This window comes from Martinezella sp. CNPSo 3732 (genome assembly GCF_057784515.1).
Window position 1 is genome coordinate 167,184 of record NZ_JBXSOO010000004.1, and the last position, 17,141, is coordinate 184,324.

Here is a 17,141-nt window from a genome sequence, read left to right on the forward strand (position 1 = left end):
CCCACACCTAAAATGATCCGCAAGGCAAATATTAGACGCTGACATCAGCTTCGAATTCGGGCTAATTCAGGTGAAGTGTTCGAGGTATGTTGTGTTGAACGAAAAAATTGCCGTCATTGGCCTCGGTTATGTGGGCCTGCCCGTCGCGATCGCGCTTGCTGAAAAATTCCATGATGTGGTCGGCTTCGACATCAAGGCCTCCCGCGTCGCCGCGCTAAAGGCGGGCGAGGACGATACCAGGGAGATTTCTTCCGAGCGGCTGCGGTCGAGCGGGTTGCGCATCAGCAGCGAGATCGAGGATCTCAGGGATCGCGATATCTTCATCGTTGCCGTCCCGACGCCGATCGACCGGAACCGGCAGCCCGATCTGCGGCCGATGATTTCCGCCTCGCGCATGGTCGGCAGGGTTTTACGCAAAGGTTCGGTCGTCGTCTATGAATCCACAGTCTACCCCGGCGTTACCGAAGAGGTCTGCGGCCCGGTGCTGGCCGAAGTTTCCGGGCTGCGCCAGGGCGAGGACTTCCATGTCGGCTATTCGCCGGAGCGCATCAATCCCGGCGACAAGGAACACACCTTCGAGCGCATCGTAAAGGTCGTCGCCGGCGACGATGCGGAAACGCTGGAAAGGATCGCCGCCATCTATGGCGCCGTGGTCGAGGCCGGTATCCACCGCGTCCCCAGCATCAAGGTGGCCGAAGCCGCCAAGGTGATCGAAAACACCCAGCGCGACGTCAATATTGCACTGATGAACGAGCTTTCGATCATTTTCGAGAAAATGAATATACGCACGGCCGATGTGCTCAAGGCGGCGCGGACGAAATGGAACTTCCTGCCCTTCACCCCAGGCCTGGTCGGGGGCCACTGCATCGGCGTCGATCCCTATTACCTGACGGCCAAGGCCGAGGAACTCGGCTATCACCCGGAAGTTATCCTCTCCGGCCGCCGCATCAATGACGGCATGGGCGCCTTCATCGCCCAGAAGCTCATCAAGATGCTGGTCACGGCGAAAAAGCCAATCAATGGCGCCCGGATCGGCATATTCGGCCTGACCTTCAAGGAGAACGTGCCCGACCTGCGCAACAGCCGCGTGCCCGACATTATAAGCGAATTGCATCAGTTCGGCCTGGAGCCGCTGGTGCACGATCCGATGGCGAGCATCTCGGAGGCTGAGGAAGAATACGGCATAAAGCTCAGGGAGTTGCAGGACTTCGGCAAGCTCGATGCCGTCGTGCTTGCCGTTCCGCATAAATCCTATCTGGCGGAAGGTGCAGCCGGTATCCTCGATCTCTTGAGCGAGAACGGCGTCGTCGTCGACGTGAAGGCAGCCCTTGATCGAACCAATCCTCTACTGGAAGGTCATTCGGTCTGGAGCCTGTAAGGCTGAAAGGCCAGTTCAGCGCGCCTTTGTCACCGCACTGGCGACCGTTGCCGCCAGCCCTTCTTCGACCGAGTAAGGCGGCGACCAGCCGGTGACCGCCCGCGCCTCGCCGATATCGACCTGAAGCGAACCAAGCAACCGCTGCGCGGCGGCTCGACGTCCCAGAAGCGCGGCGAGTCCCTCGAGCAGCGCAGGAGGCACCGGCAGCATCCAAGCCTTGCGCCCCGTCGCCAGGGATAGTTTGGCAATCAGCTGGCCAATCGAAAGATCTTCGCCGTCGCTGACCAGGAAAACGCGATTGCCGACAGCCGGATGGCTGGCGCAGAGCAGCATGAAATCGACGAGATTGCCGACATAAACGAGCGACCTGCGGTTTCGAATCATCCCGAACGGCCAGGGAAACGGCCGGGAGGCCCATTTCATCAGGCTCGCGAAATTCGCCTTGACGCCGGGACCATAGACGAGCGGCGGGCGGATGATGACGACCTCCATGCCCGTTTCCGCTGATATCGCGAGCAGGGCCTCCTCCGCCTCCAGTTTCGAGCGGCCATAGGCATCTTCCGGATGCGGCACATCCGAAGCCCTGAAGGGCCTTGCCGCAGACGTCCCTTCGCCATTGACCTTGATCGAGCTCAGGAAGATGAAGCGTTTTACGCCCGCGGCCGCGACTTGTCGCGCCAGGTTGACGGTCGCATCGACATTGACGGCTCGGAACGCGGCCAAGGGATCGGCGGCGCTCTCGTTCATAACATGGACGCGGGCCGCCAGATGCATGACGACATCGACGCCGGCAAGCGCATCGGTCCAATCCGTATCGCGATCCATCGTCCCGATGGCGACGAAGCCTGGGCGGGAGTTGCGGCTGACCGGCCGATACTCCATTCGCCGGCGGGAAAGGTCCGTGCACAGAGCTTGTCCGACAAAACCCGTCGCACCCGTCACCAGGATCATCCGCCAGCTGCCTCCACATTTCCGCACCATGATTAACTGAGACATGCTTTGCACGGGATGTCTGCTTAGAACAAGGGCGGGAAATCTTACCGGGAATGGTTGTGCTTGAAATCGCGATATGAGATGGACGGAGCACTGACGACCTTGATCACCCTCAGAATAAAGGGCGATGCAACGACAAGAGAAGATGTTTTATACGATCGCCAAGCGCCTTTTCGATTTTCTCGCCGCTCTAGCCGCGATCGTCGTCTTTTTCATCCCGATCCTGATCGTCGCACTTACAGTGCGTCTGACCTCGCCTGGTCCGATCCTCTATTGGTCGGATCGGGTCGGCCGAAAAAATAAGATCTTCCGCATGCCGAAATTTCGAAGCATGCGTACCGATACGCCGGCGGTCGCGACCCATCTGCTGAAGGACCCCAATATCTATCTGACGCCGATCGGCTCCTTCCTGCGTAAGTCGAGTCTCGACGAATTGCCGCAGCTTTGGTGCATCCTGAAAGGCGAGATGAGCATCGTCGGCCCGCGTCCGGCGCTGTTCAACCAGCACGATCTCGTTGCCCTACGCACGGAACGCGGTGTCGACGCGCTGCTGCCAGGCTTGACTGGCTGGGCGCAGGTCAACGGCCGCGACGAACTGCCGATCCCCGAGAAGGTGGCGCTGGACGAGGATTACCTGCGCCGACGCTCTTTTTTCTTCGATCTCAAGATCATTTTCCTGACAGCCTTGAAAGTGGTTCGACGCGACGGAGTTGCCCATTAACAAACAATCGGCAAAATCGACATCGTTGACGCAACGGCATGCGAAAATTGCCGTATTCCTGCCCCTTTGCGACCATAGGGGCCGTCATGGGAGCGAGAAATGCCGGATGATGAACCGATTCTGGACGAAGGCGGATGACGACATTGGACGACTCGCGCATCAACAACCCGCATGCTGACCTTGCAGCCGAGCCGATCGGCGTCACAAAGGCTGGAAGCAGCATGGCAAAACCGCTTGCGATCATCGGCGGCATTCTCTGGCTGCTGGTCGCTTCGCCAACCGTGGTTGAGAGCGATGCTTATCGCTACGCCACCGCGCTCCTCTCTCTAATCGCGCTCTACTACTATATGAAGGCGCCTATACGGCCGCGCACGGACTGGATCGGCTGGCTCTGCATGGGCTGGGCTTTCTATGTCATGGCACGGTTCTTCATCACCTTCTGGCTGACGCCGCAGCACGATATCGGCGCCTCGGACTGGCTCTATGCCTTCCCCTTCTTCTTTCCCATCATGGGCGTCGCCTTCCTGCTGTACGAAGAGCTGATGGAGAAGATCGTCGCGGCTTATTTCGCGGTAGTCCTCATCATGCTGGTCGCCACCCAGCATCTGCGCGAGGTCTTTGCCGGCGAAACCATCCGGCCGCTGATCATGAACAACCAGATCCACGGCGCTGTCGCCTGCGGCATGATCCTGATCTTCACCCTGTTCTGGCTGCTGCACTACCTCACGGACAAATCGAGCGACCGCCGGATCGCCCGCTTCGCCTATATCGTTTCACCCTTCATCTTCGCGTTCTGTTTCATCGCCATTTACGGCGCCAAATCGAAAGGCGTCTGGTTGGCACTCGGCATCACCCTGCCTGTCCTGGCGCTTATTACGCTGACCTATCTGCGCCTGAAAAGCGGCGTCATCATCATCATCGCCGTCGCAGCCCTGTTGATCGCCGGTATCTATGGCGTCAGGCACAATCTCGACAAGACGGCCGGCCCGACTTTGTCGGCAGCCATTTCTATGGTCGAAAATGTGGCCAACGGCCATGAGATGGAGGGCGTGGTCTCGAACGCCATCAGCTCCACCAATACGCCGGTATCGATGGACGAACGCCTGCAGCTCTGGTCGAACAGCTGGGAGGTCTTTTCCTCCGCGCCGATCTTCGGCTGGGGCAACCGATGGTTAGAACGCTGGGCCGAGACGCGCTATTCCCACGTCCAGTACACGCTGCTACACAACGGCTACCTGGAAATCCTGGTGCGCTACGGCCTCTTCGGCGCTGCAATCATGGGCTTCATGCTCGCCACCTTCATCCGCGCCGTCTGGCGTGCCCGCAAGGCGGGCATTATTCCGCGTGCCGCATGGCACGCCTACATCGCCTGCCTTTTCTTTTTCTCATTGACGCTCCTCAGCAACTCCAACAACCGCCTGGCGATCGGCGAAAGCCTGGCCTTCGCAAGCTCCGCCTTTGCCTGCTGGTGCCATATGCGGCTGAAGGGGGAGTATTTGACGATGGCGAAGGTGGAAAGGAAAGAAGCGACCGTGAGAGCCTGATCATGATAGTTGCACGACCGCCTCGACAGCAACACAAAGAACCCCATGATCGAATCTAGGATGGTTTGTCCTTCTGGAGCACTGATTGTGATGTTCGCTGTTTCGAAGGCTGAGTGCGACCGTTAAGTTTCATGTCCTTTTCACCTGTTTGCCGATTCCAAAGGTCACAGGTTCGAATCCTGTCGGGTGCAGGGGAAGGTTTTCCCATATCCGGTCGCTTTTCGCTCATATAAATATGAGCGAAAGTTATAAAATTGCTCATACATGAGTGAGCGAAGTTTATTGTTTTGCTCACATATATATGTTAGAGATCGCCCGAAACGGACACATATATATGAGCGACAAACAAGCGAGACTCGCCCGAAAGAACCTTGATAAACGGCTCTCTCCCCTCAGAGCCGACCGCATTGTAACGCCCTCGCGTGGCTGGACGAAAGCCATTCGGGAGGCCCTGAGCATGACAACGCGCCAGCTCGCCGAGCGCATGGGCGTGGCTCCCTCTCGCGTAACGACGATCGAGAAAGCGGAAGTCGCGGGCGCGATCACGCTCAAGACCTTGCGCGAGACGGCCGAAGCGCTCGACTGTCAGTTCGTCTATGCCTTTGTCCCGACCAAGCCTCTCGACGACATTCTCTACGATCAGGCCGAGCGCAAAGTACGGAACGAACTTGCGCATCTCAATCACACGATGCGTCTCGAAAATCAGGCTGTGAACGCGGAAGACCTTGAAGGGCAAAAGCGTCGCATCGTGGCGGACTACCTCGCGCACTTTTCGCGGAAGCTGTGGGACAAGGAATGAGCGATCCGCTTTTTGAGGGAGACGACGACGGGAACACACCGCTCGAAGCCGAGCAGCGCGAACAGCTCATTCCTTCCTACATCACGACGCGCGAGGAGCTGAACGAGGCGGAACTTGCCAACATCGCCGACGCCGTTCGTTGGGTCGGGCGGCGAAAGCGCAAGGTGCTCGACCAAGGTTTCCTGAACGAGCTGCACAAACAGATGTATGGCGATGTGTGGAAGTGGGCTGGCACGTATCGCACGACGGCACGCAACATCGGCATCGACGCCTATCGCATCCCGGTCGAGTATTATCAGGCGATCGACGATGCGAAATATTGGGCCGAGCACTCGACGTTTCCGCCGGATGAAATCGCGATCCGTTTCAGCCACCGGGTTGTTGCGATCCATCCCTACCCCAACGGGAATGGCCGCTTCTCGCGCATGATCGGCGACCTGCTTGCGATCGAACTCGGCCAGCCGCGGTTCACCTGGGGCCAGATCAATCTTGTCGATCCGTCCGCAACCCGAAAAGAGTATATTGCGGCGTTGAAGGCCGCCGACGCGGGCGATTACGGCCCCTTGCTCGCATTCGCTCGCTCGTAATGCTACCTGGTTATCGACAGAAGGAGGAAGTTTACCGCACGGGCGATGATCCCTTTTCCGATCTTCCGATGACCATATGCCACATCGAAACCGCAAGTTTCGCATCGAAAATCGATTAGAATCAGGGGTCGATATAGAAATCCAATTAGAATCCCTTCGCGACTGAGGAACTCGCCTTTTCGCTTAACAACGCACGAAAAGCGTCATACCAAGTTGATGATGCTGCGACCAACGGTCCACCACCGCGAAATTCAAATATCTGTACGCCAATGCCCTCTATTTTCGTCGCATAATCCACCGGCAACTACGAGGCCGTGCGACGAAAGAGGGCATGCGGCCCTGGAGAGCGCTCACGTATCTCGGATTTCGCATGCACGTCAGCCATTTTCCGGCCCAGCTTTCCGATGAACGACGCCGTTCGCCCGAAGCGGAAGAAGACGAAGCACCGGATAAATCTGGTTAAACCTGTTTTCCGTTTACAAGGAACCTCGGCTGAAGCGACCAAACCAAAATGCAGGAACCAATCATTTCTCCGCTCGATCACGGCTTGAAATAAATCTCGCTCACCCGAAACCGCCCATCGATCCGCTTGCACTGGACAATGATATCGATCGCGACCTTGAGCAAATTCCGAACATCGCCGCGCTCAAGGTCACGACCTCCTTCCGACTCTTTGACGAGCAACGTCAGTTGCTCGAATGCCAGCGCCGCGGAATCGGCATGCACCGTTGTGATCGATCCAGGGTGTCCTGAATTGACATTACGGATGTAGTAGAAGGCTGAGCCGTCGCGCAGCTCCTGTAGAAGAATGCGATCGGGTCGCATCCTGAGGCACGATTCGAGCAAATCTTTCGCGCTGATTTTCGCCAGCCCCTGCCCTCCTTTCGAATAGAAAAGCCTGACATGATTGGGCTGCGAGATGATCAGCTCTGGCGTATCCTCGATCGAGATTATCCGCTCATGCTCCGGGATATGCCGGATCAATGCCTTCGACAAGGTGGTCTTGCCCGATCCGGTCGCGCCCGAGATGATGATATTCTTGCGCGCAAGAACCGCCGCACGCAGAAACGTCGCGTAATTGCCGGCCTTGAGGATCTTGTCCAACCTCGTATTGGAGGATTCGCTATGACGGTTCGGCGAGGAGATATTGGAAAATAATCCGCCCCTTTCAAGATCATCCAACGTCAACGTCACCGACGGCGGCTTTCTGATCGTGATGCTGACCGTGCCCTTGCTCGTTGCAGGTGGAACAACGATCTGAATCCGCTCTTCATCTGGCAAAGAGGCCGACAAGACCGGCCGGGCCTCGTCGATTGCCTGGTTCGAATAGCTTGCAATGGCTCGGGCCAGACGCATGAGCTTCTCGAAGCTAAGATCCGGCAGTGCATGATGCTGCCATCCCTGCGTTCCCTCGGTCAGGACTTCACCCGGGCGGTTGACGACGATCTCATACAGCGACGTGTCCTTCAGGAAGCGAGACAGCGGCAAAAGCAATTCACGCACGACACCCGCATCTGAAGCTTCCGCCATCTTCCGCCCTATTTTGTCACGAGCGTCGATCGGGCCCTGAAATCCCCCGATACCGCCCGATCGAGGATCCTGTTGCGGGGTTCGGTGACACGCAGGCTATAGACGTCGGAAAAATCGAGATCGCGAGCGACAAAAATTGAGACGAGTTCGCCTTGATGCTTTGTCAATGTCGGCACAATATTGATGGATTGCTCGACGGCGATCGCTGCTGCCTGCTGGCCAGCCGTCGTCGTATTCTGCGCTTGAACGTCACTATCCTGCAGCCGGCTGCCGGCATAGGTCGTCGCGTCGCCAACGACGGAGAGCAGAATGGCGCTGCCGAAGCGCTCCCACCAATGCGTGTCGACATAGCCATCCATGCCCGCCCGCCCGAGCGCGTCGGTCGCGGGTGAGGCGAGTGTAATAATCACACCTTTTGGCGTCTTTGCCCGGTTCCAAAGCACGAACAGACGCTTCTGGCCCCGGTTCAAGCCGCCTCGATATTCTCCGACGATCTGTGTTCCTTTCTCCATCAGAACCACGCGGCCGTTGTCGGAAAGCACATCGCGATTGATGACGCAGCTGGCGAAGCCCGGCTGGTCGGAGGCGAGCGCCGTCTCCAGCACGCACGGAATGGAAGTTCCCATAGCGACAATGAAGTCGCGGTTGCCGAGCGTGCCGGCGCGTGATCCCTCCAGATGGGTCGGCGTCAACATCCTATTGAAACGCTGGCCCTCGGCTTCAGATTGAGCGCCCCCGAGGCTGCCGGGAACAGGAAGGTAATTGGAACCGGAGTCTTGCGACATGGCGGCTGCCGTGTCGCGGCGTTGCGATGAGGATTGCTGTCCATTATAGGCCATGACAGGCGCACGGCGGGCGGAATCCAACAAAGTGTCCTCGGCAGGTGTGACCTGCCCCTTTGGCATGGGCGTCGGTAGCAGCACCTCGGGAAGCGGTGGAGCCGGCTTTGCCTCTTCCTTCGCCGGCTCGAAGTCAGCCGTCTGGCGAATAACGACAGGGTCGGGCTCTTTCGTCTCAGTCTTTTGCCGGTCACGCATCGACCACAGCGAAAACCCAACAAAAGCGACCATCGCCAGAACCACGGCACCGCGCTTCAGGAATGGACTGGCCTCAGTCCGCAAGTTGACATCCGTCTCGGCGCGCTCACCTGGGATACGGTCTTCCGCCTCATCCACCATGGGCTCCTCCTGTTGCGGCACCAGCCGTCTGCGCTTTCATGACGCGCTCGACCGAAGGCGATGTCGTATTGGTGTTGGAATCGATGCCCGTCGGATCGTAGGCTTCGTTGAAGATGCAGAGCACGTCTCCTCCCCGCCGCAGAATGAATTTGCGACCGATCGCATGAACGAGCACGAGATCACCGGCCACCGACTTAGGTACCAGGCTCTCAGTGCCGTCGGAGTTTTCCATATAGATTGCCGGGATTTCCTGATTGCCGGTGAAGGCGATGGTCGTGATCTTGCCGTTGTCATAAACAGCGTTCGGTTCCAAGGCGCCTGATCCCTGCGCCGAATAACGCCAATTGCGCGGTCCATATTGCTCGTGCAAAGCCAGCACTGTGTCGGCTTGTCCGGCTTGTGCTGCCTGGGTTCGCGCGAGCGCCTCCTGACGACGGCGTTCGGCATCATCGGCTGGATAGCGATATTTGACATAGAAGTAAGTGTCCTGGCCGGCGGCAACCGAACCGTCTCGGACCGTCAACTCCATCTGGTAACTGCGCATCGAACCGTCACGACGTGTCGTGACCACGGAGATGTTGGTGACCGGCTGGTTCTCTCGCGCCTTCAGAAAGAGGATATTGCCGGCGGGCGCCACTTCCCAAGCGACCGTGTTACCAAGCGCCACATGGGCAATTTCCTCGTCGGCGGCAAACTCCACCTGGACGGAGGAGCGCAACGAGCCCACGATCCTGGTAATATTGTAAGGCTGATAGTCGACGAAGCGAACCCGACTGTCCTGGGAGGCGCCGCGCGGCGTTTGCAGCGCAAGGGCTGCCGATGGCCAGCTAGCAATCAGGAGCAGTACGATCAAACAATGATGTTTCAGATGTTTCAATTGATGGCCTCCGGATCGGATCGATAGTCGCTGACGGCGAAGCCGAGCGGATTTATCAGCCGGTCGGTCGAGGACATTGGAGCATTCACATAGGAGAAGGTAAGCGTTGCCACCCAATGGGTCGTATGGGTCTCGTCACCGCGGGTGATGGTACGCATATAGCGAACAGACAGTACATTGGCGTTGATCAGCGAGATGGAAACGATGTTGATCCGCGATGTGGCGCCGCGACCGTAGATATTTTGCGGGGAATCTGGATTGCCGCCGCGATAAATAGCGGCAAAGCGGGTCTGTTCCGGCGCAGTTGAGAGCATCGAAACCGTGCGAAAATTCTCCTCCGCCTCGCTCCAGACATAACCTTCGCGGGCACGAACATAGCGGGCGGCGAAATATTTGGTCACCGCTTCGTCGTAGGTGCCAGCGGTCGACGTGAGTGCCGAAACGACATCGACAATACCGGTGGAATTGTCGACCCTCACCACAAAAGGCTCGACCGTCTTTAGCGGTGTCAAACCTGCGACGGCAAGGGTCGAAATCGCCGCAAGAATGCCGGCCCCGCTAGCTACGAACCAGGCAATCCGAGCCGAACGTTCCATCTGGATCATGCGATCCTGGTCGAAGCGCCGGGCCTTATCGAAATAATCCTTGAGACTGTCCGTCGTCACCATCACCGCTGCCCTCCGCATCGGCGATAGGAGTGGCCGACATCAAAATGCGCGAAAGCAGCGGGAACGATATCTGGCTTTTCCTCGACATAGGCGGGTGGCTTGCCGCCGGACTGTGCCGGTGGAGATTGAAGAGGTTGCGGCGTGGACCGACTATCGCCGTCCCATTGCCACATGGCGCGATTGAGCGGCCGGCGCGAATAGCCGTCGCATTTGGGCAGGGGATAGGAATGGGACGCGCAACCGCCGAGCGTCGATGCCACACAAAAAAGCACGAATATTCGGATCATCGTGAACCAGCCATCTTGTTGTTTGTTTGAAGTTTCAGATCAGCCGGTTCTTTCGGAACGAAAGCTGCGGCCAACGGCACGTGCACCCCGACCAGTCGCTCGCGCCATGTAGGTCGCACCTCGGGCAAGCGCGCCTTCATGCGCGTCGCGTGCCGCGCCATAGCCGTAGGTGAGCGACGCTCCGCCCGCGGCTAGTGCCGAGGCGATGCCCGGAAGCTGGTAAAAGACGTAAAGGGAGGCAAGGCAAATGGCACCGAGCGCAACGGGTCGCATGAGCACGTCGCTATAGCTCTCGATCATCGTGAAGGTGGAGTCGATACAAGTAATGAGTAGCGAGCCAACCGCCACAACCAGTACCTGCAGGATCACGAAGTTGGCGAGTTGCCCGATCCAGGCTTCGGTAAAGCGGCGGGTCGAGCGGAACATGGCGAGCGCCACGAAAATCGGGCCGATAGCGAGCACGATTGCCAGTGCGAGACGGGCATAGAGCGAGACAATATAACCGATCGCGGCAACCACGAAACTTGCCAAGATGACCAGCATGCCACCGAAGCCGGTAACGATATCGACACCCCATGAGGCCCGCGACCAGATTTCCTTCGCGCATTTCTGGCCTTTATCCAACAGGCTGTCGAAGGTCGAGGCGCTTGGTATCGTGCCGGAGTTCAACGCCTGTGAGATTTCCTTGGGCAAGGTGTCGAAGAAGACACTCCCGACATAAGTCTGATACTCGCCAGCATGCGTGACCAACATCAGGATGATGGCAAGCTTCATTGCCCGAAAGGCGAAGTCCATGATCGGTTCGTGGACTGATCCACGCAGAATCAGGAAGCCGTAGAGAATGACATAAAGGGTCAATGCCGCCGTCAATGGCCCGGTGACCCAGCTGGCGATATTCGACGTACCTGACGATATGAAATTCTCCAGCGGCGCCTTGAACTGCCCATCGACGAAGGCAAAGATCTGATACATGCCTCAGCCTCCGAGTGCTTTGCCCATGCGTTCCATGCGGGATTTCCAATCAGCCGCCTCGGCATTCACGCAATTCGGCGTCGCTCGCAATTCGCCGGGATTGCTTTTGCATTTGGCGATGAGATCCGACAGCAGCGTCTGGTTGGCTATCAACTCATCGACCGAATAAGTGCGCTCGGGCTGCTTCGAGCAGCCGAACAAAGAGACACCGAGTGTGAGGAGAACAAGAAACTTCATTGAAGGGCCGCTCCCATTGTGTCCATGCGCTTGCGCCAATCCTCGGCCCTGCGCTGTTCATCGACCTGAACCTGGGCCTGCTGCACCATCTGCAACCCCTGCATCCTGAGCATATCGGTCTGGAGAAAGGCCGTTTCGGCCTGCAGCCGTGCCTGCAGATCGGCGATATCCTTGGCGTCGCTCGCCGATGAGATTTGCCGGCGTAATTGATCAATCCCGTCGATCCGCTTGGTCGCGGTATCGTAGATTTGCTGGCCGAGACTCATCTGCCCTGCATTCTTGTTCTGAAGACGCGACAGTTCTTGAGCATAAAAGTCGTTAGCGCTCGTTTTGTAGGTCGAATTGTCGGTCAAGAACTTGGAGGCGGCATCGCCAAGCGTGCCTGAAGCTGATCCCTTGAGCAGGCTTTCGACGGTAGAAAAGTCCCCAGGCAATGCCTTGCGGATCGCCGGATCGTTCAGCAGGCTGGCGACGTCGGCCATATTGGTCAGCTTGTTTAGCGAGCCGTAGAGCTGCTGGGCCTGCTGGAGTTGCTGGTTCAGCGCATCGAGCTGCGATTTCAGTTGAGTTATACTTTCGATCTGCTTGGCAATCGCAGTCTGGTCGATCACAGGGATACCCTGCGCGTCGGCGGCGTGGAAAGAAAGGAACAGTACTATCGCTGTCATGGGAATCGTTCTGCTCTGCGCCATCAGCTTGCACTCCTTGTCTGTTGGAATATCCGCAGCCATTCGTCCCGGTCATCGCCAAGCTCCGCCCGGATCGCCTCGGCAAGTTCCACATTCGCCGTTCGCCCGGAAAGGATTGCGAGCTCATCGCCGAAACCGTTGAGATTGAGCTCGGCGACGACGCTGTTGTGACCCTGTTTAACGATAAAGCGCCGGCTTTCGGCGGTGAGCTCGCGGGCAACCAGCTCGAATTCGCGTTCGGTGAGCTTGAAGCCACTGACGTAGTCGTCTCGATCACCGCGGGAATTCGGCAGGAAAACCTGTGTTGGGCACTGCTCGATGATTGTGTGCGCGATCGGCGAGTTGATGGCGTCTCGCGGGCTTTGCGTGGCAAAGAGCATCAAGCCGTTCTGCTTGCGAATGGTCTTGAGCTTATTCTGGGCAAGATCAAGAAAGCTCTCGTCCTGCAGCGCCTTCCAGAACTCGTCGATAACGATGATGATCCGTCGGCCATCGATCAATTGCTCGACTCGATAGAAAAGATAAGCCATCAAGGGATTACGGATTTCCTCGTTGTCGAGAAAATCGGTCATGTCGTAGCCGAGAAATTTGGCGCCGATACCGATCTCATCGACCTCGTTGTCGAAGACCCAACCAAGCGGCCCACCTCTTTCCCACCGACGCAGGCGCGCGGCGATCCCTTCCGGATCGGTATTGTTGAGAAAGGTGCGCAAAGCGCCGATCGTGCGCTGATTTTTCGGCAGATCGGCAAGGCCATCGATCGCCAGCGCGATATCGCTGACATCGCTGACCGAAAAATCACGCACCGCCGCACCGGCTAGCTTGGCGATAAATCGTGCCAGGAATATCTTGTTCTCCGGTGTCAGCTCTAAGGCTTTCAGCGGTGCGCATCCGGTCGGCAGCCCGTTCTTCAGCGGCAAATAGGTACCGCCGGCAGCCCGGACGAAGAGGTCGGCGCCACGATCCTTGTCGAAGAAGACCATGTGCGGGTCATGCTTTTCGAGTTGCGATAGCATGAAATTGAGAAGTACGGTCTTGCCAGCACCCGACGGACCGCAGACGAAGGTGTTGCCGAGATCGCCATAGTGGAAATTGAAATAGAACGGCGAGCCCGACGCCGTCCTCAGCATGGCGACGGCCGGCCCCCACTCGTTGCCATCCTTCCTACCCATGGGATAGGAATGAAACGGAGAAAGCGCTGCAAAATTCCGCGAGGTGATCGCACCGGAACGGGCCCGATACCGAAAATTACCGGGCAGTTGTGCCCACCATGCAGCTTCGAGCCCTAGATCCTCGCGGGCCACGACAGCGCCGCCATTGGTCAGATGCGAGCGCGCCTTCGCAAGATTGTCAGCAAGGTCTTTGACAGACGAAGCGAAGACCCCGAGGGTGAGATGGTGTTCGCCGAGCACGAAACGGTTCGATTCTAGCTCGTCCATTGCCGCATCAAGCTCTTCAATCTGGGAGGCTGCCTTGTCGGCCGCACTCACCATTTGGTTCTGCTTGCGGCCCATGATGGTGCGGGCATCGGTTTTGGACCTGAACGCGAAGGACTGAGTGAGGATCAGTTCGAAAGGTGCCGTCAGGATGCCGTCCAGCATACCGACGCGGGTTCTCGCCGGATATTCCTTGAAACCGAACATGCCGGCGTAACGGCTTGTCCCTTCATCACGGATCTCGACGGTCTCGCGCCCGAAGATCACACGATCGGAATAGATCGCCGAGGAGATCCTGCCTTCCGTCAATGGGATCGGTTCTCGGCGGCCGCCGATCAACTGATGCAGCACCTCGCTTGGTTCGGAAAACAAGATGCCGTTCTGATCGTAGAGCGACAGCACACGGGGGCCGAAGCGTCTCAGTCCGGCAGTGACATCGGTTACCTTGTCCCGCAGATGCTTCAGGCTGTCCTCATCGAGCTCGACCGCGGCTCGTTGGGCCTTACGAAGCCGTGACAGCAGATTTGCAAGCTGTTCGACCGGATCCCGTCCCGGATGCCAAAGCAGGGTGAGATAGAGATCGTTGCGAAACAGGTCTTCGCTTACCATCCGCTCGCGATATCTGCCGTTCAATGCTGCCGAGAAGGGATTGGTGAATTCACCATCGGGATAGGTGTTGTCGCGCCGGCGGATGAGATGGGTCCAGATTGCCAGACGCTCGTCCGCAATGTTGCGGTAGAGCGTGTTGAGATCGCGCTGCAGGCTGTTCAAATCAATAGGATCGATTGTCTCGAACGATACGCCCTCCACGGCGATCATCGCTAGCAACGCCCTGGATTCGAGTGCGATCACGGTCTCGTCCACGTGCCGGACATAGGGGATGAAGGTTTCCGGCTCGAGTTCACGGGATTTGAGACGGGACACATTAGGCATGGCCAAGGTCCCTTTCGTCATAGTGTCGCACTAGCCTCAATGGCGTCAGCGAAGCACCACGCCAATAGGCGCCGTTGCGCGAACGACCACGGGTTTCGATCCAGGCCAGCAGAATGCGGAACATGTTGTGGTCATGCTTGACGAGCGAGCGAAAAATGAAATGAAAGACCACACCGACAAGCCCATAGGCAATCGAGCCAGCTACAATGTAGAGGATCGTCGTCAGTATAATGTTGACGCCCATAGCCTCCATCGTCACCCCAGCGATCATCGCCGGCCGAGTGCAGGCCAGGAACAGGGTATCTTCCTCAAGCGAGACCCTCTCCACCATGATCTCAGCCCCCGGAAATCGTGCTGACGATCTGCGAGGAGCCAAAGAGAATGCCGATACCAAGCACGACATAGGCGGCCTTGCGAAGATCGAGATAGCCGAACATCCAGGCGATACCGACGATGATGACGGCGATCGTTGCCAAGAGCTTGGCGACGTTGCCAGTGAGCAGGGTGACGATATTCTGCAGAACCGTCTCGATCCCGCCGGCGCTCTGCGCGAAGGCTGGCTCGATCATGGCGATCGAAAGAACAGTTGCCATCGCAACGGTGGCGCCAAATGCACGAATATTGATCCTCGACATCATTCAGACTGCTCCGGTTGATCATTTTGGAAGACCAGCGCAGATGATTGCCGCGCTACATGGAAGACATCCCAAGACGGTGGTTTCACCGACCGTTCGGACAAAGACCCTTCCTCACCGTTCAAGGACGGATCACCGGCCTGGGATTCGGGAACCGTCGGCCGCCCGACAGTCCGCCCTATCGCTAAGGCGGACAGCGCTTTCGAAAGCCGTTTGGCCTCACTTTGGACCTGATCGTCATACTGGGCCATCTTTCCGACCGAAGGATCGGAGCGCCCGTAGTAGGATTGCAGCATCACGCGCTCTGCTTGCTGCAATGTCGCGCCGGCGCGCACGGCCAGACGATAATAGCCATCGAGCAGTGTCGCCGTTGCCTTGAGGTTGAGGCACGGATCGAAGGCATCCGCGATACTGAGATCAAATTTGCGCAATTCGGCGATGCCAATGCCGCCAAGCCCTAGCTGGACATCTTTATGTTCCGCCATCAACACCGTTGCGGTTTCGACAGCTTCGGCTTTGTTCTTTGGCTGTTCATGGAGAGATGAACTTCCTCGCACACGAATATCAAAAGGCTGGAATTGGCTTTCGAGACTGACAACCGCTGCAAGCGTTTCGATCGCAATCGCCGGCGCACAGGTCTGGGCAAGATCGGTGAAGAAGACGGCCATGATCAGTACCACACCCGCTGGCTTCCAACGCCGTCGATGGTCACATCGACATAATGGGGCTCGGATCGCACATTCGGCCGCGTCGTCGGATAGCCCATGCACTGAACGTGCCGGCCATCCCGCTGCCAACGCGCCGATATCACCAACCCATCGTCTTTAGCGACGCTATTACGACCGGAGGCGCAATAGCCGCCATCAACCTTGGAAAGGGTTCGCGAAACGCAGGTCTCCTGTTGGCCGCGCTCACCGTAGCGTGTCGTCAGGCGATAGTTGTCACTGCAGAAATATGGCTCGTAACCAGGACGCGATGACCGGAAGCCGACACCGCTGCAGGTGGGAAAGGAATGCCCCTTGGCAAGCTCCTGCCAGAGCTTGCTGATCGGCGGACGGCAGGCTGCATATTGTGTCGGTCCACCCGGATTGGAAAGGCACAGGATAACCTGACATCCCCAATCATCGGCGCGCGCATGCCGCTCGGAAATGAGATATAAAGGGCTGCAGCCGGCAATGGCGAAGATTGTTCCAACCAGAAGGCGTTTCATCAGCATGATCCTTCGATGTGGCGATATCAAACGATCCGTCCGGCGACGAATCTGGCGTCGTTCGTAACTTATACTGATTTATATAATGCAGTTAAAAAGATGACAAGTACCCTAACCACGCAGTGGCACAGTCTTTCGTTTGCAGCCTTCATCCTGCATGAGATCATGGATAATCCGCAGGAGGACGAGACACCGCAATCCCGGCTGAAACAGGTCGGCATGATGAGTGTTCTTTACATCATGAATCAAGCTCATCAGGCGCTAACTATCTCAAATATAGTCGAAATTACGAAGCTTACACGCATGGGCGTGACGGAGACAATCGAGCCGCTGGTAAAGCGCGGGATCCTGACTGAGACGTTCGTGAAGAATTCCATGGGGCGCGGGAAGGCCCGTCAATTTGAGATCGCGCCAGAGATTTTCGAGAAGCTGCGGAGCTTTCAGGCGCGGTGATTGATCACCTTCGC

General features: G+C 57.6%; 20 protein-coding genes. 6 read left to right on the top strand and 14 right to left on the bottom strand.

The genetic code is table 11. The features are described from left to right. Positions 1 to 91: 91 nt before the first annotated feature. Positions 92 to 1,378, top strand: coding sequence for a nucleotide sugar dehydrogenase (locus AC13RM_RS11530; RefSeq protein WP_488554983.1), 1,287 nt, complete (start codon positions 92 to 94; stop codon positions 1,376 to 1,378). A gap of 15 nt (positions 1,379 to 1,393) precedes the next feature. On the opposite strand, the gene AC13RM_RS11535 is transcribed toward AC13RM_RS11530, so the two are convergent. After that, a complete protein-coding gene (locus tag AC13RM_RS11535) occupies positions 1,394 to 2,329 on the bottom strand; it encodes a UDP-glucose 4-epimerase family protein (RefSeq protein WP_488554984.1) in 936 nt (311 codons plus the stop codon). A 187-nt stretch (positions 2,330 to 2,516) separates the two neighbouring features. On the opposite strand from AC13RM_RS11535, the gene AC13RM_RS11540 reads away from it, so the two are divergent. The 4 genes from AC13RM_RS11540 (at position 2,517) to AC13RM_RS11555 (ending at position 6,022) form a co-directional block, all read left to right on the top strand. Beyond that, positions 2,517 to 3,092 (top strand): sugar transferase, encoded by a 576-nt coding sequence (locus tag AC13RM_RS11540; RefSeq protein ID WP_488554985.1) that lies wholly within the window; start codon positions 2,517 to 2,519, stop codon positions 3,090 to 3,092. 134 nt (positions 3,093 to 3,226) lie between these two features. After that, positions 3,227 to 4,636 (top strand): O-antigen ligase family protein, encoded by a 1,410-nt coding sequence (locus AC13RM_RS11545; protein WP_488554986.1) that lies wholly within the window; start codon positions 3,227 to 3,229, stop codon positions 4,634 to 4,636. Positions 4,637 to 4,970: 334 nt separating this feature from the next. After that, positions 4,971 to 5,435, top strand: a complete 465-nt coding sequence (locus AC13RM_RS11550) for a mobile mystery protein A (protein ID WP_488554987.1) — start codon at positions 4,971 to 4,973, stop codon at positions 5,433 to 5,435. Beyond that, complete coding sequence (locus tag AC13RM_RS11555) at positions 5,432 to 6,022, top strand: mobile mystery protein B (protein WP_488554988.1); 591 nt, start codon at positions 5,432 to 5,434, stop codon at positions 6,020 to 6,022. Before AC13RM_RS11550 ends, AC13RM_RS11555 begins: the two co-directional genes overlap by 4 nt. Before the next feature lie 540 nt (positions 6,023 to 6,562). Here AC13RM_RS11555 and virB11 read toward each other — a convergent pair. The 13 genes from virB11 to AC13RM_RS11620 are packed head-to-tail and all read right to left on the bottom strand — an operon-like array spanning position 6,563 to position 16,674. After that, on the bottom strand, positions 6,563 to 7,552 hold the full coding sequence (gene virB11 / locus AC13RM_RS11560) for a P-type DNA transfer ATPase VirB11 (RefSeq protein ID WP_488554989.1): 990 nt from the start codon (positions 7,550 to 7,552) through the stop codon (positions 6,563 to 6,565). Positions 7,553 to 7,560: 8 nt separating this feature from the next. Beyond that, positions 7,561 to 8,730 carry a type IV secretion system protein VirB10 gene (virB10, locus tag AC13RM_RS11565; RefSeq protein WP_488554990.1) on the bottom strand — a complete coding sequence of 390 codons (1,170 nt, stop codon included), beginning with the start codon at positions 8,728 to 8,730 and terminating at the stop codon, positions 7,561 to 7,563. Beyond that, positions 8,720 to 9,598: a P-type conjugative transfer protein VirB9 gene (virB9, locus tag AC13RM_RS11570; protein ID WP_488555127.1), complete on the bottom strand. Its 879-nt coding sequence runs from the start codon at positions 9,596 to 9,598 to the stop codon at positions 8,720 to 8,722. Before virB9 ends, virB10 begins: the two co-directional genes overlap by 11 nt. 5 nt (positions 9,599 to 9,603) lie before the next feature. After that, on the bottom strand, positions 9,604 to 10,275 hold the full coding sequence (locus AC13RM_RS11575; RefSeq protein WP_488555128.1) for a VirB8 family type IV secretion system protein: 672 nt from the start codon (positions 10,273 to 10,275) through the stop codon (positions 9,604 to 9,606). Continuing rightward, positions 10,275 to 10,562, bottom strand: coding sequence for a hypothetical protein (locus AC13RM_RS11580; RefSeq protein ID WP_488554991.1), 288 nt, complete (start codon positions 10,560 to 10,562; stop codon positions 10,275 to 10,277). The genes AC13RM_RS11575 and AC13RM_RS11580 overlap by 1 nt, the downstream gene beginning before the upstream one ends. 39 nt (positions 10,563 to 10,601) lie before the next feature. Further along, positions 10,602 to 11,534 carry a TrbL/VirB6 family protein gene (locus AC13RM_RS11585; RefSeq protein WP_488554992.1) on the bottom strand — a complete coding sequence of 311 codons (933 nt, stop codon included), beginning with the start codon at positions 11,532 to 11,534 and terminating at the stop codon, positions 10,602 to 10,604. 3 nt (positions 11,535 to 11,537) lie between these two features. After that, positions 11,538 to 11,771: an EexN family lipoprotein gene (locus AC13RM_RS11590; RefSeq protein ID WP_488554993.1), complete on the bottom strand. Its 234-nt coding sequence runs from the start codon at positions 11,769 to 11,771 to the stop codon at positions 11,538 to 11,540. Then, positions 11,768 to 12,463, bottom strand: coding sequence for a P-type DNA transfer protein VirB5 (virB5, locus tag AC13RM_RS11595; protein ID WP_488554994.1), 696 nt, complete (start codon positions 12,461 to 12,463; stop codon positions 11,768 to 11,770). The genes AC13RM_RS11590 and virB5 overlap by 4 nt, the downstream gene beginning before the upstream one ends. Further along, complete coding sequence (locus AC13RM_RS11600) at positions 12,463 to 14,829, bottom strand: VirB4 family type IV secretion/conjugal transfer ATPase (RefSeq protein ID WP_488554995.1); 2,367 nt, start codon at positions 14,827 to 14,829, stop codon at positions 12,463 to 12,465. The genes virB5 and AC13RM_RS11600 overlap by 1 nt, the downstream gene beginning before the upstream one ends. Continuing rightward, positions 14,822 to 15,160: a VirB3 family type IV secretion system protein gene (locus AC13RM_RS11605; protein WP_095433291.1), complete on the bottom strand. Its 339-nt coding sequence runs from the start codon at positions 15,158 to 15,160 to the stop codon at positions 14,822 to 14,824. Before AC13RM_RS11605 ends, AC13RM_RS11600 begins: the two co-directional genes overlap by 8 nt. A 4-nt stretch (positions 15,161 to 15,164) precedes the next feature. Next, the gene (locus tag AC13RM_RS11610) at positions 15,165 to 15,467 is read right to left on the bottom strand and encodes a TrbC/VirB2 family protein (RefSeq protein WP_488554996.1); all 303 of its coding nucleotides are present in this window, start codon (positions 15,465 to 15,467) and stop codon (positions 15,165 to 15,167) included. After that, positions 15,464 to 16,132: a lytic transglycosylase domain-containing protein gene (locus tag AC13RM_RS11615; RefSeq protein WP_488554997.1), complete on the bottom strand. Its 669-nt coding sequence runs from the start codon at positions 16,130 to 16,132 to the stop codon at positions 15,464 to 15,466. The genes AC13RM_RS11610 and AC13RM_RS11615 overlap by 4 nt, the downstream gene beginning before the upstream one ends. A gap of 2 nt (positions 16,133 to 16,134) precedes the next feature. Next, entirely contained in the window at positions 16,135 to 16,674 is a 540-nt protein-coding gene (locus tag AC13RM_RS11620; RefSeq protein ID WP_488554998.1) for a hypothetical protein, read from the bottom strand. A 99-nt stretch (positions 16,675 to 16,773) separates the two neighbouring features. Here AC13RM_RS11620 and AC13RM_RS11625 point away from each other — a divergent pair, with 99 nt between their 5' ends. Further along, complete coding sequence (locus tag AC13RM_RS11625) at positions 16,774 to 17,127, top strand: helix-turn-helix domain-containing protein (RefSeq protein ID WP_095436095.1); 354 nt, start codon at positions 16,774 to 16,776, stop codon at positions 17,125 to 17,127. The last annotated feature ends 14 nt before the right edge of the window (positions 17,128 to 17,141 follow it).

Excerpts from the sequence above, each read along its gene's own strand:
- AC13RM_RS11535 (WP_488554984.1), bottom strand. The coding sequence starts at position 2,329 with ATGATCCTGGTGACGGGTGCGACGGGTTTTGTCGGACAAGCTCTGTGC.
- AC13RM_RS11540 (WP_488554985.1), top strand. The coding sequence starts at position 2,517 with ATGTTTTATACGATCGCCAAGCGCCTTTTCGATTTTCTCGCCGCTCTA.
- AC13RM_RS11545 (WP_488554986.1), top strand. The coding sequence starts at position 3,227 with ATGACGACATTGGACGACTCGCGCATCAACAACCCGCATGCTGACCTT.
- AC13RM_RS11550 (WP_488554987.1), top strand. The coding sequence starts at position 4,971 with ATGAGCGACAAACAAGCGAGACTCGCCCGAAAGAACCTTGATAAACGG.
- AC13RM_RS11555 (WP_488554988.1), top strand. The coding sequence starts at position 5,432 with ATGAGCGATCCGCTTTTTGAGGGAGACGACGACGGGAACACACCGCTC.
- virB11 (WP_488554989.1), bottom strand. The coding sequence starts at position 7,552 with ATGGCGGAAGCTTCAGATGCGGGTGTCGTGCGTGAATTGCTTTTGCCG.
- virB10 (WP_488554990.1), bottom strand. The coding sequence starts at position 8,730 with ATGGTGGATGAGGCGGAAGACCGTATCCCAGGTGAGCGCGCCGAGACG.
- AC13RM_RS11575 (WP_488555128.1), bottom strand. The coding sequence starts at position 10,275 with ATGGTGACGACGGACAGTCTCAAGGATTATTTCGATAAGGCCCGGCGC.
- AC13RM_RS11580 (WP_488554991.1), bottom strand. The coding sequence starts at position 10,562 with ATGATCCGAATATTCGTGCTTTTTTGTGTGGCATCGACGCTCGGCGGT.
- AC13RM_RS11585 (WP_488554992.1), bottom strand. The coding sequence starts at position 11,534 with ATGTATCAGATCTTTGCCTTCGTCGATGGGCAGTTCAAGGCGCCGCTG.
- AC13RM_RS11590 (WP_488554993.1), bottom strand. The coding sequence starts at position 11,771 with ATGAAGTTTCTTGTTCTCCTCACACTCGGTGTCTCTTTGTTCGGCTGC.
- virB5 (WP_488554994.1), bottom strand. The coding sequence starts at position 12,463 with ATGGCGCAGAGCAGAACGATTCCCATGACAGCGATAGTACTGTTCCTT.
- AC13RM_RS11600 (WP_488554995.1), bottom strand. The coding sequence starts at position 14,829 with ATGCCTAATGTGTCCCGTCTCAAATCCCGTGAACTCGAGCCGGAAACC.
- AC13RM_RS11605 (WP_095433291.1), bottom strand. The coding sequence starts at position 15,160 with ATGGTGGAGAGGGTCTCGCTTGAGGAAGATACCCTGTTCCTGGCCTGC.
- AC13RM_RS11610 (WP_488554996.1), bottom strand. The coding sequence starts at position 15,467 with ATGATGTCGAGGATCAATATTCGTGCATTTGGCGCCACCGTTGCGATG.
- AC13RM_RS11615 (WP_488554997.1), bottom strand. The coding sequence starts at position 16,132 with ATGGCCGTCTTCTTCACCGATCTTGCCCAGACCTGTGCGCCGGCGATT.
- AC13RM_RS11620 (WP_488554998.1), bottom strand. The coding sequence starts at position 16,674 with ATGAAACGCCTTCTGGTTGGAACAATCTTCGCCATTGCCGGCTGCAGC.
- AC13RM_RS11625 (WP_095436095.1), top strand. The coding sequence starts at position 16,774 with ATGACAAGTACCCTAACCACGCAGTGGCACAGTCTTTCGTTTGCAGCC.